23 protein-coding genes and 2 pseudogenes are annotated in these 25359 nt (G+C 72.7%); 10 read left to right on the top strand and 15 right to left on the bottom strand.

Going from position 1 to position 25359, the window contains the following annotated elements; translation table 11 throughout:
- Nucleotides 1-68 precede the first annotated feature (68 nt).
- The 5 genes from HCJ93_RS02245 to HCJ93_RS02225 all read right to left on the bottom strand — a co-directional run bounded on the left by HCJ93_RS02245 (nt 69) and on the right by HCJ93_RS02225 (nt 6209).
- Nucleotides 69-1592 (bottom strand): MFS transporter, encoded by a 1524-nt coding sequence (locus HCJ93_RS02245; RefSeq protein WP_167990578.1) that lies wholly within the window; start codon nt 1590-1592, stop codon nt 69-71.
- A complete protein-coding gene (locus HCJ93_RS02240; RefSeq protein WP_206316707.1) occupies nt 1589-2170 on the bottom strand; it encodes a TetR/AcrR family transcriptional regulator in 582 nt (193 codons plus the stop codon). The genes HCJ93_RS02245 and HCJ93_RS02240 overlap by 4 nt, the downstream gene beginning before the upstream one ends.
- Before the next feature lie 160 nt (nt 2171-2330).
- Nucleotides 2331-3302: an aldo/keto reductase gene (locus tag HCJ93_RS02235; protein ID WP_167990576.1), complete on the bottom strand. Its 972-nt coding sequence runs from the start codon at nt 3300-3302 to the stop codon at nt 2331-2333.
- 129 nt (nt 3303-3431) lie between these two features.
- Entirely contained in the window at nt 3432-4865 is a 1434-nt protein-coding gene (argH, locus tag HCJ93_RS02230; protein WP_167990574.1) for an argininosuccinate lyase, read from the bottom strand.
- 150 nt (nt 4866-5015) lie between these two features.
- Nucleotides 5016-6209 carry an argininosuccinate synthase gene (locus HCJ93_RS02225; RefSeq protein ID WP_309141287.1) on the bottom strand — a complete coding sequence of 398 codons (1194 nt, stop codon included), beginning with the start codon at nt 6207-6209 and terminating at the stop codon, nt 5016-5018.
- A 178-nt stretch (nt 6210-6387) separates the two neighbouring features.
- On the opposite strand from HCJ93_RS02225, the gene HCJ93_RS02220 reads away from it, so the two are divergent.
- The 4 genes from HCJ93_RS02220 to HCJ93_RS02205 all read left to right on the top strand — a co-directional run bounded on the left by HCJ93_RS02220 (nt 6388) and on the right by HCJ93_RS02205 (nt 10182).
- Nucleotides 6388-7092 carry a L,D-transpeptidase family protein gene (locus HCJ93_RS02220; RefSeq protein ID WP_167990570.1) on the top strand — a complete coding sequence of 235 codons (705 nt, stop codon included), beginning with the start codon at nt 6388-6390 and terminating at the stop codon, nt 7090-7092.
- A gap of 98 nt (nt 7093-7190) precedes the next feature.
- A complete protein-coding gene (locus HCJ93_RS02215; RefSeq protein ID WP_167990568.1) occupies nt 7191-8573 on the top strand; it encodes a ferredoxin reductase family protein in 1383 nt (460 codons plus the stop codon).
- Between the two features lie 60 nt (nt 8574-8633).
- On the top strand, nt 8634-9389 hold the full coding sequence (locus HCJ93_RS02210) for an FMN-binding protein (protein ID WP_167990567.1): 756 nt from the start codon (nt 8634-8636) through the stop codon (nt 9387-9389).
- Nucleotides 9390-9444: 55 nt separating this feature from the next.
- On the top strand, nt 9445-10182 hold the full coding sequence (locus tag HCJ93_RS02205) for an FAD:protein FMN transferase (RefSeq protein ID WP_167990830.1): 738 nt from the start codon (nt 9445-9447) through the stop codon (nt 10180-10182).
- Between the two features lie 147 nt (nt 10183-10329).
- On the opposite strand, the gene HCJ93_RS02200 is transcribed toward HCJ93_RS02205, so the two are convergent.
- The 5 genes from HCJ93_RS02200 to argC form a co-directional block, all read right to left on the bottom strand.
- Nucleotides 10330-10878, bottom strand: coding sequence for an arginine repressor (locus HCJ93_RS02200; RefSeq protein WP_167990565.1), 549 nt, complete (start codon nt 10876-10878; stop codon nt 10330-10332).
- A 7-nt stretch (nt 10879-10885) separates the two neighbouring features.
- A complete protein-coding gene (locus HCJ93_RS02195) occupies nt 10886-12082 on the bottom strand; it encodes an acetylornithine transaminase (protein ID WP_167990563.1) in 1197 nt (398 codons plus the stop codon).
- On the bottom strand, nt 12079-12990 hold the full coding sequence (argB, locus tag HCJ93_RS02190) for an acetylglutamate kinase (protein WP_167990560.1): 912 nt from the start codon (nt 12988-12990) through the stop codon (nt 12079-12081). Before argB ends, HCJ93_RS02195 begins: the two co-directional genes overlap by 4 nt.
- Complete coding sequence (gene argJ, locus HCJ93_RS02185; RefSeq protein ID WP_167990559.1) at nt 12987-14138, bottom strand: bifunctional glutamate N-acetyltransferase/amino-acid acetyltransferase ArgJ; 1152 nt, start codon at nt 14136-14138, stop codon at nt 12987-12989. Before argJ ends, argB begins: the two co-directional genes overlap by 4 nt.
- 82 nt (nt 14139-14220) lie before the next feature.
- Entirely contained in the window at nt 14221-15249 is a 1029-nt protein-coding gene (gene argC, locus HCJ93_RS02180) for an N-acetyl-gamma-glutamyl-phosphate reductase (RefSeq protein ID WP_167990557.1), read from the bottom strand.
- 540 nt (nt 15250-15789) lie between these two features.
- On the opposite strand from argC, the gene HCJ93_RS02175 reads away from it, so the two are divergent.
- The 3 genes from HCJ93_RS02175 to xdhC are packed head-to-tail and all read left to right on the top strand — an operon-like array spanning nt 15790 to nt 20484.
- Entirely contained in the window at nt 15790-17265 is a 1476-nt protein-coding gene (locus HCJ93_RS02175; RefSeq protein WP_167990555.1) for a xanthine dehydrogenase small subunit, read from the top strand.
- On the top strand, nt 17262-19673 hold the full coding sequence (gene xdhB, locus HCJ93_RS02170; protein ID WP_167990553.1) for a xanthine dehydrogenase molybdopterin binding subunit: 2412 nt from the start codon (nt 17262-17264) through the stop codon (nt 19671-19673). Before HCJ93_RS02175 ends, xdhB begins: the two co-directional genes overlap by 4 nt.
- A gap of 1 nt (nt 19674) precedes the next feature.
- Complete coding sequence (xdhC, locus tag HCJ93_RS02165) at nt 19675-20484, top strand: xanthine dehydrogenase accessory protein XdhC (RefSeq protein WP_167990551.1); 810 nt, start codon at nt 19675-19677, stop codon at nt 20482-20484.
- A 78-nt stretch (nt 20485-20562) separates the two neighbouring features.
- Here xdhC and HCJ93_RS02160 read toward each other — a convergent pair whose 3' ends face one another.
- Nucleotides 20563-21066, bottom strand: coding sequence for a nucleoside deaminase (locus HCJ93_RS02160; protein ID WP_167990549.1), 504 nt, complete (start codon nt 21064-21066; stop codon nt 20563-20565).
- Between the two features lie 234 nt (nt 21067-21300).
- Here HCJ93_RS02160 and HCJ93_RS02155 point away from each other — a divergent pair, with 234 nt between their 5' ends.
- Nucleotides 21301-21801 (top strand): DUF6314 family protein, encoded by a 501-nt coding sequence (locus HCJ93_RS02155; protein WP_167990548.1) that lies wholly within the window; start codon nt 21301-21303, stop codon nt 21799-21801.
- On the opposite strand, the gene HCJ93_RS02150 is transcribed toward HCJ93_RS02155, so the two are convergent.
- From HCJ93_RS02150 to HCJ93_RS02140, 3 genes and pseudogenes are all read right to left on the bottom strand, one after another.
- Nucleotides 21755-22354 (bottom strand): histidine phosphatase family protein, encoded by a 600-nt coding sequence (locus HCJ93_RS02150; RefSeq protein WP_167990546.1) that lies wholly within the window; start codon nt 22352-22354, stop codon nt 21755-21757. The genes HCJ93_RS02155 and HCJ93_RS02150 overlap by 47 nt on opposite strands.
- A 199-nt stretch (nt 22355-22553) precedes the next feature.
- Nucleotides 22554-22997, bottom strand: a complete 444-nt coding sequence (locus HCJ93_RS02145) for a GNAT family N-acetyltransferase (RefSeq protein WP_167990545.1) — start codon at nt 22995-22997, stop codon at nt 22554-22556.
- Between the two features lie 41 nt (nt 22998-23038).
- Nucleotides 23039-23367, bottom strand: a pseudogene (locus HCJ93_RS02140) (PLP-dependent aminotransferase family protein); the annotation flags it as partial.
- On the opposite strand from HCJ93_RS02140, the pseudogene HCJ93_RS02135 reads away from it, so the two are divergent.
- Together HCJ93_RS02135 and HCJ93_RS02130 are read left to right on the top strand one after the other, a co-directional pair.
- A pseudogene (locus HCJ93_RS02135) lies at nt 23359-23798 on the top strand (DMT family transporter); the annotation flags it as partial. The pseudogenes HCJ93_RS02140 and HCJ93_RS02135 overlap by 9 nt on opposite strands.
- Before the next feature lie 91 nt (nt 23799-23889).
- Nucleotides 23890-24087, top strand: coding sequence for a DUF1918 domain-containing protein (locus HCJ93_RS02130; protein WP_167990543.1), 198 nt, complete (start codon nt 23890-23892; stop codon nt 24085-24087).
- On the opposite strand, the gene HCJ93_RS02125 is transcribed toward HCJ93_RS02130, so the two are convergent.
- A complete protein-coding gene (locus tag HCJ93_RS02125; protein ID WP_167990542.1) occupies nt 24059-25336 on the bottom strand; it encodes a glycoside hydrolase family 10-like protein in 1278 nt (425 codons plus the stop codon). The two genes, HCJ93_RS02130 and HCJ93_RS02125, sit on opposite strands and share 29 nt — an antisense overlap.
- Between the last annotated feature and the right edge of the window lie 23 nt (nt 25337-25359).

The raw sequence follows: 25359 nt of genomic DNA, 5'->3' as shown, positions 1-25359 counted from the left end.
GGCCCACGTGCGTGATTCCTTCGCGTGTCTGAGGGAGCTGCGCGGCCCCGGACCTCGGAGGCGGGCCCTCAGGGGTGGGTCTGCAGGCGTTCGTCGCGGAGCATGTGCCAGGCCGCGGCGGAGGCGGCGAGGAGGACCGCCGCGCCGGCGCCCGCCGCGAGGGTGAGGCCGTCGACGAAGGACTGGCGGGCCGCTTCCAGCATGGGGACCGCGGTGTCCGCGGGCATCCGCGTGGCCGCTTCCACGGCGCCGCCCAGGGATTCCCGGGCGGCGGGCGGGGTGCCCGCGGGGCCGGTGAAGTCGCGGTAGACGCCGGTCACGATGGAGCCGAGGACGGCGATGCCGAGGGCGGCGCCGAGTTCGTAGGCGGTCTCGGAGACGGCGGAGGCCGCGCCCGCCTGGTCCTTGGGCACGCTGGAGAGGATCACGTCGGCGGTGACCGTGAAGGAGAAGCCGGCGCCCAGGCCGACGACCAGCAGTGCCGTTCCGAGCAGGGGGTAGCCGGTGGACTGGCCGATGACGGTCAGCGCGGCCAGGGCGAGGCCGATCGCGGCGAGACCGCCGGAGACCACCGAGCGCACCGAGAAGCGGCGGGCGGCCCGGCCCGCGAGCAGGCCGGCGGCCACCGCGCCGAGGGCGGCGGGCAGTTCGGCCAGGCCGGCCTCGAAGGGGCGCCGCCCCTGGACGAGTTGCAGGTACTGGGAGAGGAAGAACACCAGGCCGGACAGGCCGAGGATGGTCAGCAGGTCCGCCAGCACCGCTCCGCTGAACCCGCGGTGGCGGAAGAGCCGCATGTCCAGCAGGGGCACGGGGAGCGTGAGCTGGCGGCGCACGAAGCCGTACAGGGCGGCGGCGCCGAGCAGGCCGGCGGCCGCGGTGGTCCAGGTGACGCCGTGGGCCGCGGCCTCCTTCACCGCGTAGACGAGACCGACCATGCCGAGCAGTGACAGCGCCACACTGACCAGGTCCCAGGGGCCGGGGCTGGGGTTCCTGGACTCGGGCAGCATCCTGACGCCGACGAGGACCAGGACGGCCATCACCGGCAGGTTGATCAGGAAGACCGAGCCCCACCAGAAGTGCTCCAGCAGGAAGCCGCCCAGGATCGGGCCCATCGCGGTACCGGCGGAGGCGGCCGCGCCCCAGATGCCCACGGCGAGGCTGCGCTCGCGCGGGTCGTGGAAGAGGTTGCGGATCAGGGCGAGCGTGGCCGGCATCAGCGTGGCGCCGGCGACACCGAGCAGGGCACGCGCCACGATCATCAGCTCGGGGGTGGTGGCGTAGGCGTTCAGCACGGATATCGCGCCGAACGCGGTGGCGCCGAGGAGCAGGATGCGCTTGCGGCCGATGCGGTCGCCGAGGCTGCCCATGGAGACCAGCAGACCGGCGATCACGAAGGAGTAGACGTCCCCGATCCACAGCAGCTGGGTGCCGGTGGGCTCGAGGTCCTCGCTGATGTACGGGGTGGCGAGTCCGAGGACGGTCGCGTCCACGGCCACCAGCAGCACGGCGAGCACCAGCACGCCGAGCGCGAGCCACCGTCCTGGCCGCTTCACCGCCTCGGTGCTGCCGGCCGGTTGCAGGGTGCTGGTCATGATTCGTTCCTCTGGTGCTCGCGCGGTGCGCTGCCGGTCCGGCGTCGGGTGCCGCCGAGCAGCAGCTCCACGACCATGCGGGTGAAGTCCTTGGGGGCCACGCGGCCCTCGGCCACCGCCCAGGCGGCGGAGGCGAGCAGGCCGTAGAGCGCCTCGGTCAGCCAGGCCGGGGTGAGGTCGATGCGGAACTCGCCGCTCTCCTGGCCGCGCCGGAACAGGTCGGCGATGCGCTCGTCGATCCTGGTCCAGCCCTCGTTCTGCTCCTCGCCCTCGAACAGCTGGTTCTCGCTGTAGAGGAAGGCGAGCAGGCCGGCCTGCGGTTCGACCGCGGCGACCAGGCGCCGCACGGCGTCCTCGGCGGGGCCCTCCTCCGGGCGGGCGGCCTCCAGGGCGGCCTCGCACTCGGCGATGCCCAGGGCCTCCAGCGCCCGGACGAGCGCGTCGCGTCCGGCGAAGTGCCGGTGCAGGGTGGCGCGGCTGATCCCGGCGGCCCTGGCGACCTCGTCCATGGTCGCGGTGGATTTCCGGGTCAGCAGGGCCGCGGCGCTGCGCAGCACATGGTCACGATCGACAGCCATGAGACGAGAATAGACCATGTGAGATATTCATGTCTCACTCGGGGGGTGCACGTCTCAGAGACGGGTGCGGGCGCGAGAGATGGCTCGGTGCCGGGGCGGATGGCACGCGTGCCGGGCGCGGCTCGGTGCCGGGGCGGATGGCACGCGTGCCGGGCGCGGCTCAGTGCCAGGGCAGGCTGCCGCGGTGCTGCCAGTAGGAGTGCGGGTCCTCGGTCAGCGTGCCGAGGCGGTCCAGCTGCTCGTCGGTGAGGTCGACGGCCGGGGCGTGCAGGTTGGAGGTGAGCTGGACGACGGTGGCGGCTCCGGAGAGCACGACTGCCGCCCAGGGCCGGCGGAGGATCCAGGCGAGGGCGACGGCGTCGCAGTCCAGGCCGGTCTCGGCGGCGACGTCGCGCAGGAGACGCGGGGCGTGCGGGCCGGCCAGGCGGCCGTTGGCCATGCCCTCCTTGACGATGACGGTGAGCCCGGCGTCGTGAGCCTCGGCCAGGGCCGGCTCGGCGGAGGTCTCCAGCAGGTTGTACGTCGCCTGGACGGTGCGGAACAGCGGCTTGCCGTCGGCCTCGACGGCGAGCGCGGCGCGGATCGCGTCGGCCTGGGCCGGGCCGCTGGTGGAGATGCCGGGGGTCAGGCCGCCGGCCGCCGCCTCGGCGAGCCTGGCGTGCAGCTTCTTGTCGGTGAGGGCGGGGCTGTCCGGAGTCACCGAGTGGATCTGGTAGAGGTCGAGCCGCTCGCCGAGCAGCGCGTCGGTCTCGGCACGCTGGCGTTCGTAGGTGGCGAGGGAGTGGTCCTTGATCTCGTGGTGCTCGGCGTCGGTGGACCAGTCGGCGGTGTAGGTGTAGCCCCATTTGCTGCCGATGACGACGTCGTCGATGCCGGGGTTGGCGGCGAGCCAGCCGGCGAGGAACTCCTCGGCTCGGCCGTAGGAGCGGGCGGCGTCGATGTAGCGGACGCCCTGCGCGTAGGCGGCGTCGAGGAGTTCATGGGTGCGGGCGCGCAGGGCCTCGACGGTCCGCTCCTCGCCGAGATCCCGGTCGCGCCCCAGATTGATGTAGCCGGGGCGGCCGACGGCGGCGAGGCCGAGACCGATGTGGCAGGTGGGGGTGGTTGCCGTGGCCAGTCGCGCGAAGGGCACCGAGGGCTCCGATCGGTCGGTTCCGGTTCAGCTTCCGACCAACGTAACCCGCGATGCCCTCCGAGTCGGCTCGCCCGGCGCGCCCGGCGTCCCGCGTCCCTCGGTTCTGCCGAGGTCTGTCGGTTCTGCTCAGGTCAGCCGGCGCGCCGCGGCCCAGGCGTGCTGGGCGGCCACGTCCTGCCTGACCTCCGCGAGCTGGACCGCGACCGCGCTCGGGGCCGTGCCGCCCCGGCCGTTGCGGGAGGCGAGGGCGCCCGGCACGTCGAGGACCGAGCGCACCTCAGGGGTGAGATGCGGGGAGATCTTGGCGAACTGCTCGTCGGTGAGGTCGTTCAGCTCCTTGCCCTCCGCCTCGGCGACCTTGACGCACTCGCCGGCGACCTCGTGGGCGACGCGGAAGGGCACGCCCTGCCGCACCAGCCACTCGGCGATGTCGGTGGCGAGGGAGAAGCCGGCCGGGGCCAGTTCCTCCATGCGCTCCCGGTGGACGGTGAGGGTGGCCATCATCCCGGTGAAGGCGGGGAGCAGGATCTCCAGCTGGTCGATGGAGTCGAAGACCGGCTCCTTGTCCTCCTGCAGATCGCGGTTGTACGCCAGCGGGAGGGCCTTGAGGGTGGCCATCAGGCCGGTGAGGTTGCCGATGAGCCGGCCGGACTTGCCGCGGGCCAGCTCGGCGATGTCCGGGTTCTTCTTCTGCGGCATGATCGACGAGCCGGTGGAGAAGGCGTCGTGCAGGGTCACGAAGGAGAACTCCTTCGTGTTCCAGATGATGACCTCCTCGGCGATCCGGGAGACGTCCACGCCGATCATCGCGGTGATGAAGGCGAACTCGGCGACGAAGTCGCGGGAGGCGGTGCCGTCGATGGAGTTGGCCGCGCTGCCGTGCTCGAAGCCCAGGTCCGCGGCGACCGCCTCCGGGTCCAGGCCCAGGGAGGAGCCGGCCAGGGCGCCGGAGCCGTACGGGGAGACGGCGGTGCGCTCGTCCCACTGGCGCAGCCGTTCGGCGTCCCGGGACAGGGCCTGCACATGGGCGAGGACGTGGTGGGCGAAGAGCACCGGCTGGGCGTGCTGGAGGTGGGTGCGGCCGGGCATGGCCACGTCCGGGTGTGCCTCGGCGAGGCCGATCAGGGCGTCCTGGAGATCGGCGATCAGGCCGCCGATGACGCGGGCGTGGTCCCGCAGGTACATCCGGAAGAGGGTGGCCACCTGGTCGTTGCGGGACCGGCCGGCGCGAAGCTTGCCGCCGAGCTCGGGGCCGAGGCGCTCCAGCAGGCCGCGCTCCAGGGCGGTGTGCACGTCCTCGTCGGCGACGGTGCCGGTGAAGCTGCCGTCGGCCACGTCGGCCTCGAGCTGGTCGAGCCCGGCCAGCATGCGGGTCAGCTCGTCCTCGGTGAGCAGCCCGGCCCGGTGCAGCACACGGGCGTGGGCGCGGGATCCGGCGATGTCGTACGGCGCGAGCCGCCAGTCGAAGTGGACCGAGGCGGACAGCTTGGCCAGGGCCTCGGCGGGCCCGTCGGCGAACCGCCCGCCCCAGAGCCGTACGTCACCGCTGTTGCTGCTCACTGACTGTGCTCCTCAAGGAATGGTGGTGTGGGGCGCCCCGGGCTGAGGGGCGCGGGCCGTGGCCGGCTCCCGGTGTGCGGGCCGGACGGGCGCGGGGGCGCGACCGGCCGCAGCCGGTCCGCCCCCGTGCGGTGCGCCGCGGGGCGGCGCTCAGCCCAGGTCGCGCTTGGCCGCGATCTTCGCCGACAGACTGTAGATGTCGATGAAGCCCTTCGCCGCGGACTGGTCGAAGGTGTCGCCCGTGTCGTAGGTGGCGAGGTTGAAGTCGTACAGCGACTCCTCCGAGCGCCGTCCGGTCACCACCGCCCGGCCGCCGTGCAGGGTCATCCGGATGTCGCCGCTGACGTGCTGGTTGGCCTCGTTGACGAAGCCGTCGAGGGCCCGCTTCAGCGGGGAGAACCACAGGCCGTCGTAGACCAGTTCGCTCCAGCGCTGCTCGACCTGCCGCTTGTAGCGGGCGAGCTCCCGCTCGACGGTGACGTTCTCCAGCTCCTGGTGCGCGGTGATCAGGGCGATCGCGCCGGGGGCCTCGTAGACCTCGCGGGACTTGATGCCGACGAGCCGGTCCTCGACCATGTCGATCCGGCCGACGCCCTGCGCACCGGCCCGCTCGTTGAGCTGCTGGATGGCCTGGAGGACGGTGACGGGCTGGCCGTCGATGGCGACCGGGACGCCCTCCTTGAAGGTGATGACCACCTCGTCGGGCTCCCGGGGCACGGCCGGGTTCTGGGTGTACTCGTAGACGTCCTCGATGGGCGCGTTCCAGATGTCCTCGAGGAAGCCGGTCTCCACGGCACGGCCGAAGACGTTCTGGTCGATGGAGTAGGGCGACTTCTTGGTGGTCGCGATCGGCAGGCCCTTCTCCTCGCAGAAGGCGATGGCCTTGTCGCGGGTCATGGCGTAGTCGCGGACCGGGGCGATGCACTTGAGGTCGGGGGCGAGGGCCACGATGCCGGCCTCGAAGCGGACCTGGTCGTTGCCCTTGCCGGTGCAGCCGTGGGCGACGGTGGTGGCGCCGTGCTTCTTGGCGGCGGCGACGAGGTGCTTGACGATCGTCGGCCGGGACAGGGCGGAGACCAGCGGATACCGGTCCATGTAGAGGGCGTTGGCCTTGATCGCCGGGAGGCAGTACTCCTCGGCGAACTCGTCCCTGGCGTCCGCGACCTCGGCCTCGACGGCACCGCAGGCGAGCGCGCGCTTGCGGATGACGTCCAGGTCCTCGCCGCCCTGGCCGACGTCGACCGCAACGGCGATGACCTCGGCGCCCGTCTCCTCGGCGATCCAGCCGATGGCGACGGAGGTGTCCAGACCGCCTGAGTAGGCGAGTACGACGCGCTCGGTCACGGGGTTCTCCTCACAGTGCATTCGCTGACATGCATGAGTATGCAGGAGTCCGCATGATTCGTCAATCGCCCCCCGGGAGCCCCCGACGGACCTGGGCGGATACCCGGACGGACCTGGGCGAACCCGGCCGGACCAGCCAGGGCTGCCGCCGCCGGTGCCGCCGTCTACGGTCTGAGCCATGCGCCCCGGACCCCGCCTTCTCGCCGCCGCGCTCGCCCCGCTGTCGCTGCTCGCGCTCGGGGCCGCGCGGCCGTCCGCGCCGCTGCCCGACCGGATGGCCGACACCGGCGGCGGCTCGCAGCTGATCACCGCGGTGGCGCCGGAGGCCGGCTCGACGAAGGGCACCGTCACCTGGTGGGACCGCAGGGGCGGACACTGGGTGGCGGCCGGCTCCGCACCGGCCCGCTTCGGGGCGAACGGACTGGTGGAGGGCGCCGCGCGACGGCAGGGCACGAGCACCACACCGACCGGGCTGTACGGGCTGCCGTACGCCTTCGGCACCGAGGCGGCACCGCGCGGGACCCGGTACCGCTACCGGCCCGTGCGGGCGGACTCCTGGTGGTGCCAGGACGTCCGGTCACGGCACTACAACCGCTGGACCGAGCCGCGCGCGGCGGACTGCCGGGCCGCCGAGGCCGAGCATCTGATCACCTATCGCACCCAGTACGCCCACGCCCTGGTCGTCGCCTTCAACTACCACCGTCCGGTGCGCGGCCGCGGCGCCGGCATCTTCCTCCACGTGAACGGGCGCGGGGCGACTGCGGGATGCGTGTCGGTGCCCGGGGACGCGATGCGCCGGATTCTGCGCTGGGCCGACCCCGCACGCGCCCCGCATGTCGCGATCGGCACCGCATCGGGCCGAACGGCGATCACCCGGTACTGAACCGGGGACGCAGCTCAGCGGTACCTCGATCACGTCTGAACACTCGGGCGTCACGGCACGTATCTGTGGGCCAAGGGTCAAGTCCCCACGGAGGCACCGTGACCACCACGCTCGCCGGCGGCCGCGCCGCCCGCCGCCAGACGATGCGCCGCATCCGTCCGCGCCGCTCCCCTGCCGTCCCGCTGCTGCTCGCCGTGGGTGCGGGCGCGGTGGCCGTGCTGTGGTTGTGGTGGAGCAACACCCCGTCCATCGCGGACACCACGGGGAAGATCGTCGCCGCGGGCCGGATCACCGGCCTGCTCGCCGGCTATCTGATGGCGCTGGTGGTGCTGCAGATGGCCCGGGTGCCCGCTCTGGAACGCCGGGTGGGTTCGGACCGGGTCGCCCGCTGGCACGCGATGAGCGGCCGCTACACCGTCAGCCTGGTCATCGCGCATGTCTTCCTCACCATGTGGGGTTACGCGCTCCAGGCGGGCAAGTCCCTCGGCGACATCGTCGACCAGACCGTCACCTCCATCAACACCCTGCCCGACATGGGCAAGGCCGCCATCGGCACCGGTCTGCTCCTCGTGATCGCGTTCATCTCCGTCGGCGCGATCCGGCGGAGGCTGCCGTACGACGGCTGGTACCACGTGCACCTGCTGACCTACGCGGCGGTGTATCTGACGTTCTGGCACCAGATCACCACCGGCAACGAGTTCGCCGTCGAGCCGTCCGCGAAGACCTTCTGGTACGGGCTGTACGGCGGGGTGACCGCGATGGTGCTGTGGTACCGGATCCTCACCCCGATCCGGCTGAACCTGCGGCACCGGATGCGGGTCGAGGCGGTCATCGAGGAGACCCCGGGCATCGTGTCGGTGCTGATCCGCGGGCGCCGGCTGCACCGGATCGGCGCCGAGGCCGGGCAGTTCTTCCGCTGGCGCTTCCTGGCGCCGGGGATGCGGTTCAGCTCCCACCCGTACTCGCTGTCGGCGGCGCCCCGCCCCGATCTGCTGCGGATCACCGTGAAGGCGATCGGCGACCACAGCTCCCGGCTGCGCGAGCTGGAGCCCGGCACCCGGGTGTGGGCGGAGGGCCCCTACGGCGCGCTGACCGCACAGCGGCGCAGCCGCGGCAAGGTGCTGCTGGTGGCGGGCGGGGTCGGCATCACCCCGATGCGGGCGCTGTTCGAGACCCTGCCGGGCGCCGCCGGTGACATCACCCTGCTGTACCGGGCCAACAGCACGCAGGACCTCGCCCTCTGGGACGAGCTGGCCAAGATCGCCGATGAGCGCGGGGCGCGGCTGATGTACGCGGTGAACAGCCCCGACGGGGAGCGGCCGGACATCTCGGCGGAGAGCCTGAAGCGGAAGATCCCGGACGTCGACAAGCACGACGTGTTCATGTGCGGGCCGCCCGGCTTCGCCCAGCAGGTGTACGAGGCGCTGCGCGGCGCGGGTGTCCCGGCACGCCGTATCCACCACGAGTCGTTCGAGATGTGAGCGACGGGCCTGCCACGTTCTCCCACCCCATCAGGACACAGTTCAGGAGCTCGAGAAGCGATGAGGAAGTCTCACCCCGTCCGGCGTGCCGTGCTCGCCACCGCCGCAACGGTGTCCGGGATCGTGCTGCTGCTGTCGCTGAAGCCGGCCTCGGACCCGGGCGCCGCCGAGGCGGCAGGGGGTGCGGCCCCGCCGGCGGCGGCGCAGTCGCCGCAGGGCGGCTCGCAGCCGATCGGCGACGGCACGGTCACCGGGGACGCGGCCCGCACCCAGTACGGGCCGGTGCAGGTACGGCTGACCGTCAGCGGCGGGAAGATCACCAAGGCGGAGGCGATCCAGGCGCCCAAGGGCGGCCAGAGCGACCAGGTCACCTCCGACGCCGTCCCGAAGCTCAACCAGGCGGCGATCGAGGCGCAGAGCGCGGACATCGACGCGGTGTCCGGGGCGACGTACACCAGCACCGGCTACAAGAAGTCGCTCCAGTCGGCCCTCGACAAGGCCAGGTCCGCGGCGGGCGGCGGCGGTGGCGAGGCGCAGGCGCAGGCGAAGACCGTCACCGGGGACGTGGCCGACACCCAGTACGGACCCGTCCAGGTCCGCATCACCGTCGCCGGCGGGAAGATCACCAAAGCCGAAGCCGTCCAGGCGCCCAAGGGCGGCCAGAGCGACCAGGTCACCTCCGACGCCGTGCCCAAGCTCAACCAGGCCGCGGTCACCGCGGGCAGTGCCGACATCGACGCCGTCTCCGGCGCCACCTACACCAGCGCCGGGTACAAGAAGTCCCTCCAGTCCGCCCTCGACAAGGCGAGGGGCTGACATGGTGACCGGGGCGGCCGAGGCTCCCGCCGCGGAACGTCGGGTGGTGGAGACGATGGGGACCGTCTTCTCCTTCGACGTCCGCGGCGGGGAACCGGATGCCGTGCGGGCGGCGCTCGAGGAGGCGGTGGCGGGGCTGCACCGGGCCGACGAGGTGTTCAGCACCTACCGCGAGGACAGCCAGGTGACCCGGCTGGCGCGGGGCGAGCTGACGGTCGCCGAGTGCGATCCGGAGGTCGCCGAGGTGCTGGAGCTGGCGGAGGAGGCGGAGCGGGTGAGCGACGGCTGGTTCAGCCCGCGCTACGAGGGGCGGCTGGATCCGACCGGCATCGTCAAGGGCTGGGCGGTGGAACGGGCCGCGCGTCTGCTCGCTGCGGCGGGCGCCACCGGGGTGAACGTCAACGGCGGGGGCGATGTGCAGCTGCTGGGCGCGCCCGGCGAGGACCGGCCCTGGCGGGTCGGGGTGGCGGACCCCCTGCGGCCCGGAGGGCTGGCGGCGGTGGTGTCGTCGGCGGGGGCGCAGCAACTGTCCGTGGCGACCTCGGGCACGGCGGAGCGGGGCGCGCACATCGTCGATCCCCGTACCGGCCGCTCGGCGGTCACGGACCTGCTGGCGGTGACGGTGGTGACCCCGTCGCTGACCTGGGGGGACTGCTGGGCCACGGCGGCCTTCGCGATGGGGTCGCGGGAGGGTCTGGCCTGGCTGGAGTCGCTGCCGGACGTGGAGGCCCTGCTGATCACGGCGGGCGACGAGGTGCGCTGGACGGGGGGTCTGGCCGAGCGGCTCGGCTGAGCGGGGAGGTGGACGGCCGGGCCGCGTGCGCCCTCAGGGGCGCGGAGCCGGGGGCTGCCGTATCGGTGGCCCCCGGCGTCCTGCCTGCCTCGTCCGGGGCCCTGGCCGGCTCCCGGCCCCGCGGTGCCGGTAGGGGGACTCCCGGTCTCAGTGCCCGTTCTGAGCCAGCCTCAGCAGGTGGTCGGCCAGGGCCTGTCCGCCCTTGGGGTCGCGGCTGATGAGCAGCACCGTGTCGTCGCCGGCGATGGTGCCCAGGATGTCGTGCAGTTCGGCCTGGTCGATCGCCGAGGCCAGGAACTGTGCGGCGCCGGGCGGGGTGCGCAGGACGACGAGGTTGGCCGAGGCCTCCGCGGAGATCAGCAGCTCCTGCGACAGGCGCCGCATCCGCTCCTCCTTGGCCGACTCCCCCAGCGGCGCACGCGGGGTGCGGAAGCCGCCCTCGCTCGGCACCGCGTAGATCAGGTCGCCGTCGGTGTTGCGGATCTTCACCGCGTTCAGCTCGTCCAGGTCGCGGGAGAGCGTCGCCTGGGTGACGCTCAGACCGTCGTCGGCGAGCAGCTTCGCCAGCTGGCTCTGCGACCGCACCGGCTGCCGGTTGAGGATGTCCACGATCCGGCGGTGGCGTGCGGTGCGGGTCTGCGGCACGGCGGGACCGGCGTTCCCGCCCGGTCCCCGGTCCTGCGGCGCCTGGCTCATCGTCGTCTCATTCTCCGGATCGTCCGTCCCCTTGTGCGGTGTCGAGGATGCCGGGCAGCGCCCGGAGCAGCGCGTCCACCTCGTCGTCGCCGAGGTTCAGCGGCGGCATCAGCCGTACGACATCGGGGGCGGGCGCGTTCACCAGGAAACCGGCGTCCTGAGCCGCCTGCTGCACCTTCGGTGCGAGCGGCTCGGTGAGCACGATACCCAGGAGGAGTCCCGCGCCCCGGACATGGGCGATCAAAGAATGGTTCAGGGCCTCGATGCCGCTCCGCAGCCGCTCGCTCTGCCGCTTGACGTTGTCCAGCAGGCCCTCGCTCGCGATGGTGTCCAGCACGGCGAGCCCGGCGGCGCAGGCGACGGGATTGCCGCCGAAGGTGGTGCCGTGCTGGCCGGGCGCCAGCAGGTCGGCGGCGCGGCCGAAGGCGACGGTGGCGCCGAGCGGCAGTCCGCCGCCCAGGCCCTTGGCCAGGGTCACCACGTCGGGCAGGACGCCCTCGTGGGCCTGGTACGCGAACCAGTGCCCGGTGCGGCCGACGCCGGTCTGCACCTCGTCGAGGACCAGCAGGGCACCGGTGGCGGCGGTGATCGCCCGTGCCGCCTTGAGGTAGCCGGGCGGCGGGACCACCACTCCGTTCTCGCCCTGGATCGGCTCGATGATCACCAGCGCGGTGTCCTCGGTGACCGCGGCGGCCAGCGCCTGGGCGTCACCGTAGGGGACGTGGGTGACGTCGCCGGGCAGCGGCCGGAACGGGTCCTGCTTGGCGGGCTGGCCGGTGAGAGCCAGGGCGCCCATGGTGCGGCCGTGGAAACCGCCGTCGGTGGCGACCATGTGGGTGCGCCCGGTGAGCCGGCCGATCTTGGAGGCGGCCTCGTTGGCCTCGGCGCCGGAGTTGCAGAAGAAGACCTTGCCGTCGCGGCCGAAGAGTTCGAGCAGCCGCTCGGCGAGGGCGACCGGGGGTTCGGCGACGAAGAGGTTCGAGACGTGGCCGAGGGTGGCGATCTGCCGGCTCACCGCCTCCACGACGGCCGGATGGGCGTGTCCCAGGGCGTTGACGGCGATACCGCCGACGTAGTCGGTGTACTCCTTGCCGTCGGCGTCCCGCACCGTGGCGCCGGCGCCGCGCACCAGGGGCAGGCGCGGGGTGCCGTAATTGTTCATGAGCGCGCCCTGCCACCGCTCGGTGAGCTCCTGGTTGCTCATGACTCCCCCTCCGGGTCCTCGTCGGGCACGACCATCGTGCCGATGCCTTCGTCGGTGAAGATCTCCAGCAGGATCGAGTGCTGGACCCGGCCGTCGATGACGCGGGCGGTGTTGACGCCGTTGCGCACGGCGTGCAGGCAGCCCTCCATCTTGGGCACCATGCCCGAGGACAGCTCCGGCAGCAGCTTCTCGAGCTGGGACGCGGTGAGCCGGCTGATCACCTCGTCCGAGTCGGGCCAGTCCTCGTAGAGGCCCTCGACGTCGGTGAGGACCATGAGGGTCTCGGCGCCCAGCGCAGCAGCGAGTGCCGCAGCCGCCGTATCAGCATTGACGTTGTAGACATGGTGGTCGTCCTGGGAGCGGGCGATCGAGGAGACGACCGGGATGCGGCCGTCGGCGAGCAGCGCCTCGATCGCGCCGGTGTCGATGGCGGTGATCTCGCCGACCCGGCCGATGTCGACGGTCTCGCCGTCGATCTCGGGCCGGTGTTTGGTGGCCGTGATGGTGTGGGCGTCCTCGCCGGTCAGGCCGACGGCCAGCGGCCCGTGCCGGTTGAGCAGTCCGACGAGTTCGCGCTGCACCTGCCCGGCGAGCACCATGCGCACGACGTCCATGGCGTCCTCGGTGGTGACCCTGAGGCCGGCCTTGAACTCGCTGACGATGCCGTGCTTGTCGAGGGCGGCGCTGATCTGCGGCCCGCCGCCGTGCACGACGACGGGCTTGAGTCCGGCGTGGTGCAGGAACACCACGTCCTGGGCGAAGGCGGCCTTGAGTTCGTCGTCGACCATGGCGTTGCCGCCGAACTTGATGACGACGGTCTTGCCGTTGTGCCGGACCAGCCAGGGCAGCGCCTCGATGAGGATCTGCGCTTTGGGGAGGGCGGTGTGCTTCCGCGTGGGATGGGTCATGAGGAGTAGGCGCTGTTCTCGTGGACGTAGTCGGCGGTGAGGTCGTTGGTCCAGATGGTGGCGGTCTCGTCGCCGGCGGCGAGGTCGGCGACGATGTGCACCTCGCGGTAGCGCATGTCGACCTTCTCGCGGTCCTCGCCGACGCTGCCGTTCTTGCACACCCAGACGCCGTTGATGGCGACGTTGAGGCGGTCCGGTTCGAAGGCGGCGCTGGTGGTGCCGATCGCGGAGAGGACGCGGCCCCAGTTGGGGTCCTCGCCGTGCAGGGCGCACTTGAGGAGGTTGTTGCGGGCGATGGAGCGGCCCACCTCGACGGCGTCGTCCTCGGTCGCGGCGTTGATCACCTCGACCCTGATGTCCTTGCTGGCGCCCTCGGCGTCCCGGACGAGCTGCTGCCCGAGGTCGTCGCAGACGGCGCGCACGGCCTCGGCGAACTCCTCGTACCCGGGGGTGACTCCGGCGGCGCCGGAGGCGAGCAGCAGCACGGTGTCGTTGGTGGACATGCAGCCGTCGGAGTCGACGCGGTCGAAGGTGACCCGGGTGGCGGCGCGCAGAGCCTTGTCCAGGGTCTCGCTGTCCACGTCGGCGTCGGTGGTGAGGACGACCAGCATGGTGGCGAGGCCGGGGGCGAGCATGCCCGCGCCCTTGGCCATGCCGCCGACGGTCCAGCCGTCCCTGGTGACGACGGACGTCTTGTGCACGGTGTCCGTGGTCTTGATGGCGATGGCGGCCTTCTCGCCGCCGTGCTCGGACAGCTGGGCGGCGGCGGTCTCGACGCCGGGCAGCAGCTTGTCCATGGGGAGCAGGACACCGATGAGGCCGGTGGAGCAGACGGCGACCTCGCCGGCGCCGACGCCCAGCACCTCGGCGGCCTTCTCGGCGGTGGCGTGGGTGTCCTGGAAGCCCTTGGGGCCGGTGCAGGCGTTGGCGCCGCCGGAGTTGAGGACGACGGCGGTCAGCTGCCCGCTCTTGAGGACCTGCTCGGACCACAGGACGGGCGCCGCCTTGACGCGGTTGGAGGTGAAGACGCCGGCGGCGGCGCGGCGGGGACCGTTGTTGACCACGAGGGCCAGGTCCGGGTTCCCGTTCTCCTTGATCCCGGCGGCGATGCCCGCCGCCGTGAATCCCTTGGCTGCCGTGACACTCACTGCGTCTCCTCGTTCACTTCTCCGCCCGCGCGGTGCGGCGGTGCGGTGGTCGTCTGCGGCCCGGCGGCCGCCGTCGCGACGGTCACGGGGCGACCCCGGTGGCCGTCAGCCCGGTGGTCTCGTCGAGGCCGAGGGCGATGTTCATGCTCTGCACGGCACCTCCCGCGGTGCCCTTGGTCAGGTTGTCGATGGCGCTGATGGCGACGACCCGTCCCGCGGCCTCGTCGAGGGCGACCTGCACCTGGACGGCGTTGGAGCCGTACACCGACGCCGTCGCCGGCCACTGGCCCGCGGGGAGCAGGCGGACGAACGGCTCGTCGGCGTAGGCCTTCTCGTAGGCGGCGCGCACCGCGTCGGGGGTCGTGCCCCGGCGGGCCGAGGCGCTGCAGGTGGCGAGGATGCCGCGGGGCATGGGGGCGAGGGTCGGAGTGAAGGAGACGGTGACCGGCTCGCCCGCCGCGGCGCTGAGGTTCTGGATCATCTCGGGGGTGTGCCGGTGGACGCCGCCGACGCCGTAGGGCGACATGGAGCCCATGACCTCGCTGCCCAGCAGATGCGGCTTGGGCGACTTGCCCGCGCCGGAGGTGCCGGAGGCGGCGACGATCACCGCCTCGGGTTCGACCAGTCCGGCCGTGTAGGCCGGGAAGAGGGCGAGCGAGACGGCGGTCGGGTAGCAGCCGGGCACCGCGATGCGCCTGGCTCCCTCCAGCGCGGCGCGGGCACCCGGCAGTTCGGGAAGGCCGTAGGGCCAGGTCCCGGCGTGCGGGGAGCCGTAGAACCGCTCCCAGTCGCCGGCGTCCTTCAGCCGGAAGTCGGCGCCCATGTCGACGACCAGGACGTCCGGTCCGAGCTGCTCGGCGACGGCGGCGGACTGGCCGTGCGGCAGCGCGAGGAACACCACGTCGTGGCCGCTGAGGGCTTCGGCGGTGGTGACCTCCAGGACGCGGTCGGCGAGCGGGAGCAGGTGCGGCTGGAGGGTGCCGAGCCGCTGCCCGGCGTTGCTGTTGCCGGTCAGGGCACCGATCTCGACCTCGGGGTGGGACAGGAGCAGACGCAGCAGCTCCCCGCCCGCGTATCCGCTCGCTCCGGCCACTGCCGCTCGTACCGCCATGGACATCCTCCTCCTTGGAGGCATGACTATACGTCTCAATGCAGACCTATGCAATCGATGTCCGTGGGCCGGCCGGCGCCGGCACCCGCCCCCTCGCTCACCCCGGCGGTCCGGCGGATCACCGGGGGTCGTGCCGAGCCAAGCGCCCACCTCCCGCATCCGGCCTGGTCAGGAGCCTGACCTCTTGACCCGTGTGACGGCAGCCACTACGTTTCGGAGCAAAGCGACCCGATGAGGAACGGAAGGAGGCGACCGGCGGATGTACGTGCACGCTGATCTGAGTCGCCTCGCCCACCGCACGGTCTGGGTTCCGGGTCGTATCGCGCACGGCAGCTGAACCCGCCGTTTCCCGAGTGCCCGCCCGTGGCACGTATGCGTCCCCGCACGTGATGCATGCGCCCCCGCGTGGCACGTTCCGCGTCTCCCCGCTCCCTGAGCGATCCCTTCATCACTGCACGGCATGAGCCGTCCCAGCACATGCCCCTGTAGCGCCCGCTCCCCTCATCCGGTGCGCACCGAGCACAGAAAGCTGCCTGAACATTGGCGAAGACAACTGCGCGGATCACGGTCAACGGAGAAGACACACCGATCGCACCGGCCGCGCCGCACACCACGACGCTGGACTTCCTGCGCGAGCGCGGGCTCACCGGCACCAAGGAGGGCTGCGCCGAGGGTGAGTGCGGTGCCTGTTCGGTCCTGGTGGCCCGCCCCGGCGTGAACAAGCCGACCGACTGGGTGGCGGTCAACGCCTGCCTGGTGCCGGTCGCCGCACTCGACGGCCAGGAGATCGTCACCTCGGAGGGCCTCGCCGCCCGGGGAGCGCCCGGCACCCCGCCCGCGCTGCACCCGGTCCAGCAGGAGATGGCCGTCCGCGGCGGCTCCCAGTGCGGCTACTGCACCCCCGGCTTCATCTGCAGCATGGCCGCCGAGTACTACCGCCCCGACCGCTGCGCGCATCCGGAGCAGGACGGCGCGACGGACCCGGAGCACGGCCCCAACGGATTCGATCTGCACGCGCTGAGCGGGAACCTGTGCCGCTGCACCGGCTACCGCCCGATCCGCGACGCCGCGTTCGCCGTCGGGCAGCCCGACGAGGACGACCCGCTGGCCCGGCGACGCGAGCAGGCCCCGCCCGAGCCCGCCGTCACCGACTACAGCCTCGACGGCAGCAGCTTCGTGCGGCCGGCCTCCCTGGCCGAGACGCTGCGGCTGCTGCGCGAGCGCCCGGACGCGGTGGTGGTCGCCGGCAGCACCGACTGGGGCGTGGAGGTCAACCTCCGCGGCCGTCGCGCCGACTGCACGGTCGCCGTCGACCGGCTGCCGGAACTGCGCGAGCTGCGCGTGGCGGACGACCACATCGAGATCGGCGCCGCGTTGACGCTCACCGAGATCGAGCGGCGGCTGGACGGCACGGTGCCGCTGCTGGACGAGCTGTTCCCGCAGTTCGCCTCCCGGCTGATCCGCAACAGCGCGACCCTCGGCGGCAACCTCGGCACCGGCTCCCCCATCGGGGACAGTCCGCCGGTGCTCCTGGCGCTCGAGGCGTCGGTGGTGCTCGCCGGCGCCGACGGTGAGCGGGTGGTCCCGCTCGCCGAGTACTTCACCGGCTACCGGCAGAGCGTGCGCAGGCCCGATGAACTGATCCGCTCGGTGCGCATCCCGCTGCCGCTGTCGCCCGTGACCGCCTTCCACAAGATCGCCAAGCGGCGTTTCGACGACATCTCCAGCGTCGCGGTGGCGTTCGCGCTCGGTATCGAGGACGGAGTCGTGCGCAAGGCCCGCATCGGGCTCGGCGGGGTGGCCGCCACCCCGATCCGCGCGCTGGACACCGAGGCGGCCCTCGAGGGCCGGCCGTGGACGCCGGAGACCGCCGAGGCCGCCGCGCGGGTGCTGCGCGGCGAGGGGACGCCGATGGACGACCACCGGGCCAGCTCCCTCTACCGCTCCGCGATGCTCGGCCAGAGCCTGCTGAAGCTGTACGCCCAGACCCAGACCACCGAGGCGGTGTCGTCATGAGCCATCTTTCCGAGCGCCCCGAGAAGCCCGTCGTCGGTGTCCCGCTGCCGCACGAGAGCGCCGTCCAGCACGTCACCGGCGCCGCGCTCTACACCGACGACCTGGTGTACCGCACCAAGGACGTGCTGCACGCCTACCCGGTGCAGGTGATGACGGCGCACGCCCGGATCACCGCGCTGCGCACCGAGCCGGCCCTGAAGGTGCCGGGTGTGGTGCGGGTGCTGACCAAGGACGACGTGCCCGGCGTCAACGACGCCGGCATGAAGCACGACGAGCCGCTCTTCCCCGACGAGGTCATGTTCCACGGCCACGCGGTCGCCTGGGTACTGGGCGAGACCCTGGAGGCGGCCCGGCTCGGCGCGGCGGCCGTGGAGGTGGAGCTGGAGGAGCTGCCCTCCCTGGTCACCCTCGAGGAGGCCATGGCGGCCGGCAGCTACCACGGAGCCCGGCCGGTGATGGAGACCGGCGACATCGACGCCGGGTTCGCCGACTCCGCGCACGTGTTCACCGGCGAGTTCCAGTTCTCCGGGCAGGAGCACTTCTACCTGGAGACGCATGCCTCGCTGGCCCAGATCGACGAGAACGGGCAGGTGTTCATCCAGAGCAGCACCCAGCACCCCTCGGAGACACAGGAGATCGTCGCGCACGTGCTCGGCGTGCCCTCGCACGAGGTGACCGTGCAGTGCCTGCGGATGGGCGGCGGTTTCGGCGGCAAGGAGATGCAGCCGCACGGGTTCGCGGCGATCGCCGCGCTGGGCGCCAAGCTCACCGGCCGGCCGGTGCGGTTCCGGCTCAACCGCACCCAGGACCTGACCATGTCCGGCAAGCGGCACGGCTTCCACGCCAGGTGGCGGATCGGCTTCGACGCCGAGGGCCGGATCCAGGCCCTGGACGCCACCCTGGTCGCGGACGGCGGCTGGAGCCTGGACCTGTCCGAGCCGGTGCTGGCCCGCGCCCTGTGCCACATCGACAACACCTACTGGATCCCCAACGCCCGGGTCGCGGGCCTCATCGCGAAGACCAACACGGTCTCCAACACGGCCTTCCGGGGCTTCGGCGGGCCGCAGGGCATGCTGGTGATCGAGGACATCCTGGGCCGCTGCGCGCCCAGGCTCGGGCTCGACCCGACGGAGCTCAGGGAGCGCAACTTCTACCGGCCGGGCCAGGGGCAGACCACGCCCTACGGCCAGCCGGTCACCCAGGCCGAACGGCTCACCACCGTCTGGCAGCAGGTCAAGGAGAGCGGCAGCATCGCCGACCGCAAGCGGGAGATCGCCGCCTTCAACGCCGCGCACCCGCACACCAAGCGGGCCCTGGCGCTCACCGGCGTCAAGTTCGGCATCTCCTTCAACCTGACCGCCTTCAACCAGGGCGGCGCGCTGGTGCTGATCTACAAGGACGGCTCGGTCCTGATCAACCACGGCGGCACCGAGATGGGCCAGGGCCTGCACACCAAGATGATCCAGGTGGCCGCCACCACCCTGGGCATCCCGGTGCACAAGGTCCGGCTGGCGCCGACCCGCACCGACAAGGTGCCCAACACCTCCGCCACCGCCGCGAGTTCGGGTGCGGACCTGAACGGCGGCGCCGTCAAGAACGCGTGCGAGCAGCTGCGCGACCGGCTCCTCCAGGTGGCCGCCACCCAGCTCGGCGCCAACCCGTCGGACGTGCGCATCGTCGACGGCGTGGCCCGCGCCCTGGGCAGCGACAAGGAGCTGGCCTGGGACGACCTGGTGCACACCGCGTACTTCCAGCGGGTCCAGCTGTCGGCGGCCGGCTTCTACCGGACCGAGGGCCTGCACTGGGACGCCAGGAGCTTCCGCGGCTCGCCGTTCAAGTACTTCGCCTACGGGGCCGCCGCGACCGAGGTGGAGGTGGACGGCTTCACCGGTGCCTACCGCATCCGGCGGGTGGACATCGTGCACGACGTCGGCGACAGCCTCTCCCCGATGATCGACATCGGTCAGGTGGAGGGCGGCTTCGTGCAGGGCGCGGGCTGGCTGACGCTGGAGGACCTGCGCTGGGACACCGGCGACGGACCGAACCGGGGCCGGCTGCTCACCCAGGCGGCGAGCACCTACAAGCTGCCGAGCTTCTCGGAGATGCCCGAGGAGTTCCACGTGACGCTGCTGGAGAACGCCACCGAGGAGGGCGCGGTCTACGGCTCCAAGGCGGTGGGCGAGCCCCCGCTGATGCTGGCCTTCTCGGTGCGCGAGGCGCTGCGGCAGGCGGCGGCCGCCTTCGGGCCCGCCGGGGTCTCGGTGGAACTGGCCTCGCCGGCGACTCCGGAGGCGGTGTACTGGGCGATCCAGGCCGCCCGCCGGGGCACCGCCGGAGGGAACGGACACGCCGCCGAGGGCGCCGGCGGCCGGGTCCGTGCCGACGCGGAAGCGCTGAGCGGTGCCTGACATGACGTGGATCGCCGCGGTCGCGCGGTTGCGGGAACGCCGGGAGCCCGGCGTGCTCGTGACCGTCGCGGCCGTGCGCGGCCACGCCCCTCGGGACGCCGGCGCCAAGCTCGTCGTCGGTGAGCGGGAGACCTGGGGCTCCGTCGGGGGCGGCAATGTGGAGGCCGTGGCGATCGACCGGGCCCGGGAGATGATCGCCGCGGGCGAGCGGAAGCCGGAGCTGATGGACTTCGCACTGAACGACAAGGTGACCAACCAGCACGGTGTGCAGTGCTGCGGCGGCACGGTCTCGGTCCTGCTCGAGCCGCTGCCGGTGGTGCGTTCGGTGGCGATCTTCGGGATGGGGCACGTCGGCCTGGAACTGGCCCGGATCCTGGCCCGTCAGGACCTCGATCTGCATCTGGTCGACTCACGGGCCGAGGTCCTCGCCCCGGAACGCCTGACGGCGCTGGCCGACTCGGTGGCCCGGGTGCACGTGCACCACACTCCGCTGCTGCCGGAGGAGGTGCTGGAGGAGCTGCCGCGCGGCACCCATGTGCTGATCATGACGCACGACCACGCCGAGGACGCGGCCCTGTGCGACGCCGCGCTGCGCACCCCCCACCTCGGCTCGATCGGACTGATCGGCTCGGCGGCCAAGTGGGCGCGGTTCCGCAAGCGGCTGGCCACCGAGGGCGGGCACGACGACGCGGCCATCGACCGGATCAAGACGCCGATCGGGCTGCCCGGCATCGGCGGCAAGGAACCGGCGACCATCGCCGTGAGCGTGGCGGCGGACCTGCTGCGCACCTTCGAGTCCGAGAGGGGCTGAAACGAGGACGAACGGACGAAGGTGCCCCGCGCCGGCTCGGCGCGGGGCACCTTCGTCCGTTCGCCCGTACGCCGCCCGTCAGTAGGCGATGCGGTCCGACTTGGCGATCCAGGCGTCGAACGGCTGGGTGCGGTTCGGCAGGTCGAGGTGCACGACCTCCACGGGCCAGGCCTCCTGGGGGCGCTTCTCGAACAGGTCGTAGAACTTGCGGTCGTCGAAGCCGGCCACGGCCGCGTCGTGCCGGTCGGCGGCGTAGATGATCCGGTCGACACGGGCCCACAGGGACGAGGACAGGCACATCGGGCAGGGCTCGCAGGAGGTCACCAGGGTGCAGCCCGCCAGGCTGAAGGTGCCGAGCTTCTGGCAGGCGGCGCGGATGGCGCTGACCTCGGCGTGAGCCGTGGGGTCGAGGCCGGCGGTGACCTGGTTGTTGCCGAGTGCGACGACCTCGCCGTCCTTGGCGATCAGCGCGCCGAAGGGTCCGCCACCCCTGGCCACGCTCTCGGTGGCCAGCTCGACGGCCCGCTCCATCCAAGCGCGCTCCAACTCACGGATGCCGGTCTCGGCCGTGCGGGTGGTCATGGCAAGCTCCTTGTCATCGCGACGCTTCCCGGAGTACGTCGTGTACGAGGAGTACACAGCCTGCCGATCGGCCTCGAACAGGGACCGAAGCCATCAACTGCGGCCCGCTACGGGCCCCTGGTTCATAGGTTCCTACAAGTGCGCCGGGCGCCTCCACTCGACGGAGCGGCACGGTGATGACGGACGGGACACGCGGCGCGGCACGGAACGCGGGAGACAGGGGAACGGAGCGGGATGGGCGAGTTCTGGCCGGTGCCGGACACGCTGGCGTATCTGCGCGGCGGCTGGCGGGTGACCCGCACGGTGCGAGACCTGTCGACCGGCGACGAGGGCGAGTTCCGGGGGACGACCGTGTTCCGGCCGGAGGCCGGGGGCGGCCTGCTGCACGAGGAGTCCGGCTCCTTCACCTGGCACGGCGTCACCCGGCCCGCCGAGCGGACGCTGCGGTTCCTGCCGGGCCCGGGCGGCACGGCCGACGTGCGGTTCGCGGACGGCCGACCGTTCCACGACCTGGATCTCCGCAGCGGGCGGCACGTCGCCGACCACCCCTGCTCGGCGGACCTGTACCGGGGCGAGTTCACGGTCCGGGACGCGGATCACTGGCGTACGGTCTGGCGGGTGCGCGGCCCCGCCAAGGACCTGGAGATCACCACCGACTACGCGCGGGCGGACCGAATCCTCACCGGCGTCACAGGTGTGCCCGGGCGGTCTGGGCGGACACGCTGTCCAGGGTGAGGCTCCAGCGGCCCGCGCGGCCGGTCACGGTGGTGGTGGACAGCGGGCGCACATCGAGGTTCCAGTACGTCGCGGGCGGCGCCTTGAGGGCGTAGACGAGCGCGGCCCGGATCACGGACGGCTCGGCCACGGCGACGATCCGGCAGCCGTCCTCGACGGGCCGGGTGTCCAGCCAGCCGCCGACCCGCATGATGAACTCCAGCATCGACTCCCCGCCGTGCACCTTGGCGGTGGGGTCGGCGAGCCAGGCGTCCACCGTCTGCGGCTCCCGGGCCATCGCCTCGCCCAGGGTCAGTCCGCGCCAGCGGCCCATGTCGCAGTCGCGCAGAGCCAGCTGCACCAGCGGGGCGTAGCCGAGTCCGTCCCCGGTGGCCCGGCTGCGCGGGGCCGGGGAGCAGTAGCGCAGGTCGGCCGCGGCGAGCGGCAGGAGTTCATGGGCGGCACGCTGCACCTCGCTCCAGCCGGCCTGGTCCAGCGGCCGGTCGTCGTCGAAGCGCTCGCCCAGCACCGAGGAGCTCCCCGCGGCGGCGACGAACGTGACCCGAAGTGCCATGCGGCGAATCGTCAGCCGCGGATGTGCCCAGGTCAAGAGGTCCCGTTCGGTCGTGACGCTCAGTGCGACGGAGGTTACTCAGCGGTAAGGACCTTCCGGGCAAACCCGTCCCGACCCACCGCCCGGCGGCCCGTACTCCGCGGAGCCCGCGCGCACGACCGGAGCCCCGCGCGTCACTCATCCGCAGCCGGCCCAGGGCTCACTCGAGGCCGAGCACCATCCAGTCGCCGGACCGTTCGAGCGTGCGGAACCCCAGTTTCGCGTAGACGCCGTGCGCGTCGTCGGTGACGAGCGCGATACGGCGCAGCCCGCAGGGCCGCAGCTCCTCGCACACCCCGGCCACCAGGGCCGTGCCGATGCCCTTGCCGCGCACCGAGCGGTCGACGTACACGTCGCACAGCCAGGCGAAGGTCGCCCGGTCGGTGACGACCCGTGCGTAGGCCACCTGTTCGCCCGAGACGCTCTCGTAGACCCCGAAGTTGAGCGAGCCCTTCATCGCCGCGTCGTGCTTGGCGCGGGGGCGGCCCAGCGCCCAGTAGGCGTCGGTGGACAACCACCGGTGCACGCGGTCGGCGTCGATCCGGTCGGGGTCGGTGGAGATCTCGTAGCCCTCGGGCAGGCGTGGCGTCGCGGTCTCGGTCATGTCCCGGATGCTGGCAGGCGGCCTTCGCGGACGTCGAGCGGTTATCCCGAGTACTGGACGGGGCGTCCCAGCACCTCGTCGCAGGCGGTGCGCAGCCGCCGGCCGCCCTCGGTGACCTCCCCGGTGCCCGCCACGGCCGGGAAGCTCAGCCGGACGCGACCGGCCGGGGGTTCGGCGCCGAAGCAGGGCCCGCCGGGTGTGACGGCGACGCCGGCCCGCAGGTCGGCGGGGTCAGGGCGGACTCGGAGACGCCCTCGGGCAGCCTGAGCCGCAGGTGGTGGCCGCCGGACGGGATGCGCGGAAGGGCGGGTCCGGGCAGCCGGTGCCGGATCGCGGCGGCCGTGGCGTCGCGGCGGGCGCGCAGGGCGGCGGGGTGCTCTCCGCGGCCGACCGGTATCTGTTCGCCGCGCTGCTGGTGTGCGCGGCCGAGTACACCGAGGGCGGCGGGCCGGCCGGGGGGATGCCGGGCTGGCTGGTGGTGAGCTGGGCCCTGGTGCTGTGCCTGCCGCTCACCGTGCCGGTCGCGGCGGTGGCGCCGTCCTGTGAGCCGGCCGAGCTGACCGGTCACGCCGTGGCGGGGCTGCTGTGGGTGGCGGCAGGCTCGCAGTTCCCCGGTCTCGTGGTCGGGTACCGGGGCGTGACCGTGATCGGCATCCCGCGGGCAGTCGGTTGCAGCTCGCCCAGCCCCTGCTCACACTGGTGTGGTCGGTGCTGCTGGGCGAGCACCTGACACCTGCCGCCCCGCTGACGGCCGTCGCGGTGCCGGTGTGCACCGCGGTGACCCGGCGGACCCGCGGCTGAAGGGGCCGCAGGCCCGCTGCCGAGTGGCGTGCCCAGGCCCTAAACTCGAGGTCACGGACCGCTGCTCCCCCCATACGGTGAGGAGGCATCGATGCACGCAAACGTCGGTGACCAGCTTGTCCAGCATGGCAGGGTGGTCGGTCAGCACGACAGGGTCGGTGAGATCGTCGAAGTACTCGGCGAGAACGGAAACCCGCCCTACCGCGTCCGCTTCGAGGACGGTCACGAGGGCATCTGCTCCCCCGGCCCCGACACGGAGATCAGGCACCGGGCGACCACGACCCGGTAGCACGCACAGGGGCTCGGTCCGGGGGGCCGGCCGGCCGGCGGTAGTGGTCGGCGGCCACCCGTGACATCGCCCCGATCGGATCGGCCGTCACCTCGCGCGCGGAGAAGAAGACGTGACCGCGCACCGGCGGGTACCTCTTCGCCAGCGCGAGGTGCCGGGAGAGCTCGGCCGGCTGCTGCCAGGCGGCCGGCTGAGCCGGGTCACCCGCCTTGTAGAGCGCCTCGCCGAGGTACAGCCGGGTCCGAGTGTCCCGCACCACGCCGGCCCACCAGGCGAGCAGGGTGGCGTAGTCGGCGGCGGTGTGACCGATGTGCCAGTACAGCTGCGGGCAGATGTAGTCGATCCAGTTCTCGCGGGCCCACGTGCGGGTGTCCGCGTGCAGGTCGTCGTAGGTCTGCACACCGGCCGCGGTGTCCGAGCCCCGCGGGTCCGTGTCGCTGTTGCGCCACACCCCGAAGGGGCTGATGCCGAACTGCGTGCCGGGCCGGATCTCCTTGATCCGGGCGGCCATCTCCCGCACCAGCCGGTCGACGTTGTCCCGCCGCCAGGAGGCGCGGTCGGGGAATCCGGCACCGTGCGCGTCGTGGGCGGCGGCGTCGTCGAAGCTCTGCCCCGGCAACGGGTACGGGTAGAAGTAGTCGTCGAAGTGGACCGCGTCCACGGGGTAGCGGCGCACCGCGTCGAGCATCGCCTCCTGGACGAAGGCCCGCACCTCGGGCAGCCCCGGGTTGTAGTAGAGCCGCCCGCCGTACGGGACCACCCAGTCGGGGTGGCGCCGCGCCGGATGGGAGGCGGCCAGCCGGGACGGGTCGGCGTGCAGGGCGACGCGGTACGGGTTGAACCAGGCGTGCAGCTCCAGTCCGCGGGCGTGCGCCTCCGCCACGGCCGTGCCCAGCGGATCCCAGCCGGGATCCCTGCCCTGGGTGCCGGTGAGGTACACCGACCACGGCTCGTGCGGCGAGGGCCACAGGGCGTCGGCGGCCGGCCGCACCTGGAGCATCACCGTGTTCAGCCGGTACCGCACGGCGGTGTCCAGCAGGGCGGTCAGCTCGGCGTGCTGCTCGGCGGCGCTCAGCCCGGGAGCGGAGGGCCAGTCCCGGTTGTCCACGCTGGCGATCCACATGCCGCGCATCTCGCCGGCCGGCGTGCCGACCCCGGCGGGCCGCCGCGCCGCGGCGGAGGCCGTCGGCATCACCGTGAGCGCCGACAGCGCCGCCGCCGCGAACGCCCTGCGTGAGACTCGTCCCATGCGCACACCCCTGAGGACCGCCG

This window comes from Streptomyces composti, from assembly GCF_012034205.1.
In the GTDB taxonomy this organism is placed as follows: domain Bacteria; phylum Actinomycetota; class Actinomycetes; order Streptomycetales; family Streptomycetaceae; genus Streptomyces; species Streptomyces composti.
This window is presented reverse-complemented; position numbering and strand designations above follow the sequence as displayed.

Bases quoted from the DNA above. Each gene is read 5' to 3' on its own strand.
- argB (WP_167990560.1), bottom strand. From the start codon at position 12,990: ATGACCCATCCCACGCGGAAGCACACCGCCCTCCCCAAAGCGCAGATC.
- HCJ93_RS02195 (WP_167990563.1), bottom strand. From the start codon at position 12,082: ATGAGCAACCAGGAGCTCACCGAGCGGTGGCAGGGCGCGCTCATGAAC.
- HCJ93_RS02155 (WP_167990548.1), top strand. From the start codon at position 21,301: ATGGGCGAGTTCTGGCCGGTGCCGGACACGCTGGCGTATCTGCGCGGC.
- xdhB (WP_167990553.1), top strand. From the start codon at position 17,262: ATGAGCCATCTTTCCGAGCGCCCCGAGAAGCCCGTCGTCGGTGTCCCG.
- HCJ93_RS02160 (WP_167990549.1), bottom strand. From the start codon at position 21,066: ATGACCACCCGCACGGCCGAGACCGGCATCCGTGAGTTGGAGCGCGCT.
- HCJ93_RS02200 (WP_167990565.1), bottom strand. From the start codon at position 10,878: ATGAGCCAGGCGCCGCAGGACCGGGGACCGGGCGGGAACGCCGGTCCC.
- HCJ93_RS02220 (WP_167990570.1), top strand. From the start codon at position 6,388: ATGCGCCCCGGACCCCGCCTTCTCGCCGCCGCGCTCGCCCCGCTGTCG.
- HCJ93_RS02245 (WP_167990578.1), bottom strand. From the start codon at position 1,592: ATGACCAGCACCCTGCAACCGGCCGGCAGCACCGAGGCGGTGAAGCGG.
- HCJ93_RS02150 (WP_167990546.1), bottom strand. From the start codon at position 22,354: ATGGCACTTCGGGTCACGTTCGTCGCCGCCGCGGGGAGCTCCTCGGTG.
- HCJ93_RS02145 (WP_167990545.1), bottom strand. From the start codon at position 22,997: ATGACCGAGACCGCGACGCCACGCCTGCCCGAGGGCTACGAGATCTCC.
- HCJ93_RS02205 (WP_167990830.1), top strand. From the start codon at position 9,445: ATGGGGACCGTCTTCTCCTTCGACGTCCGCGGCGGGGAACCGGATGCC.
- HCJ93_RS02130 (WP_167990543.1), top strand. From the start codon at position 23,890: ATGCACGCAAACGTCGGTGACCAGCTTGTCCAGCATGGCAGGGTGGTC.
- argC (WP_167990557.1), bottom strand. From the start codon at position 15,249: ATGGCGGTACGAGCGGCAGTGGCCGGAGCGAGCGGATACGCGGGCGGG.
- HCJ93_RS02125 (WP_167990542.1), bottom strand. From the start codon at position 25,336: ATGGGACGAGTCTCACGCAGGGCGTTCGCGGCGGCGGCGCTGTCGGCG.
- HCJ93_RS02240 (WP_206316707.1), bottom strand. From the start codon at position 2,170: ATGGCTGTCGATCGTGACCATGTGCTGCGCAGCGCCGCGGCCCTGCTG.
- xdhC (WP_167990551.1), top strand. From the start codon at position 19,675: ATGACGTGGATCGCCGCGGTCGCGCGGTTGCGGGAACGCCGGGAGCCC.
- HCJ93_RS02210 (WP_167990567.1), top strand. From the start codon at position 8,634: ATGAGGAAGTCTCACCCCGTCCGGCGTGCCGTGCTCGCCACCGCCGCA.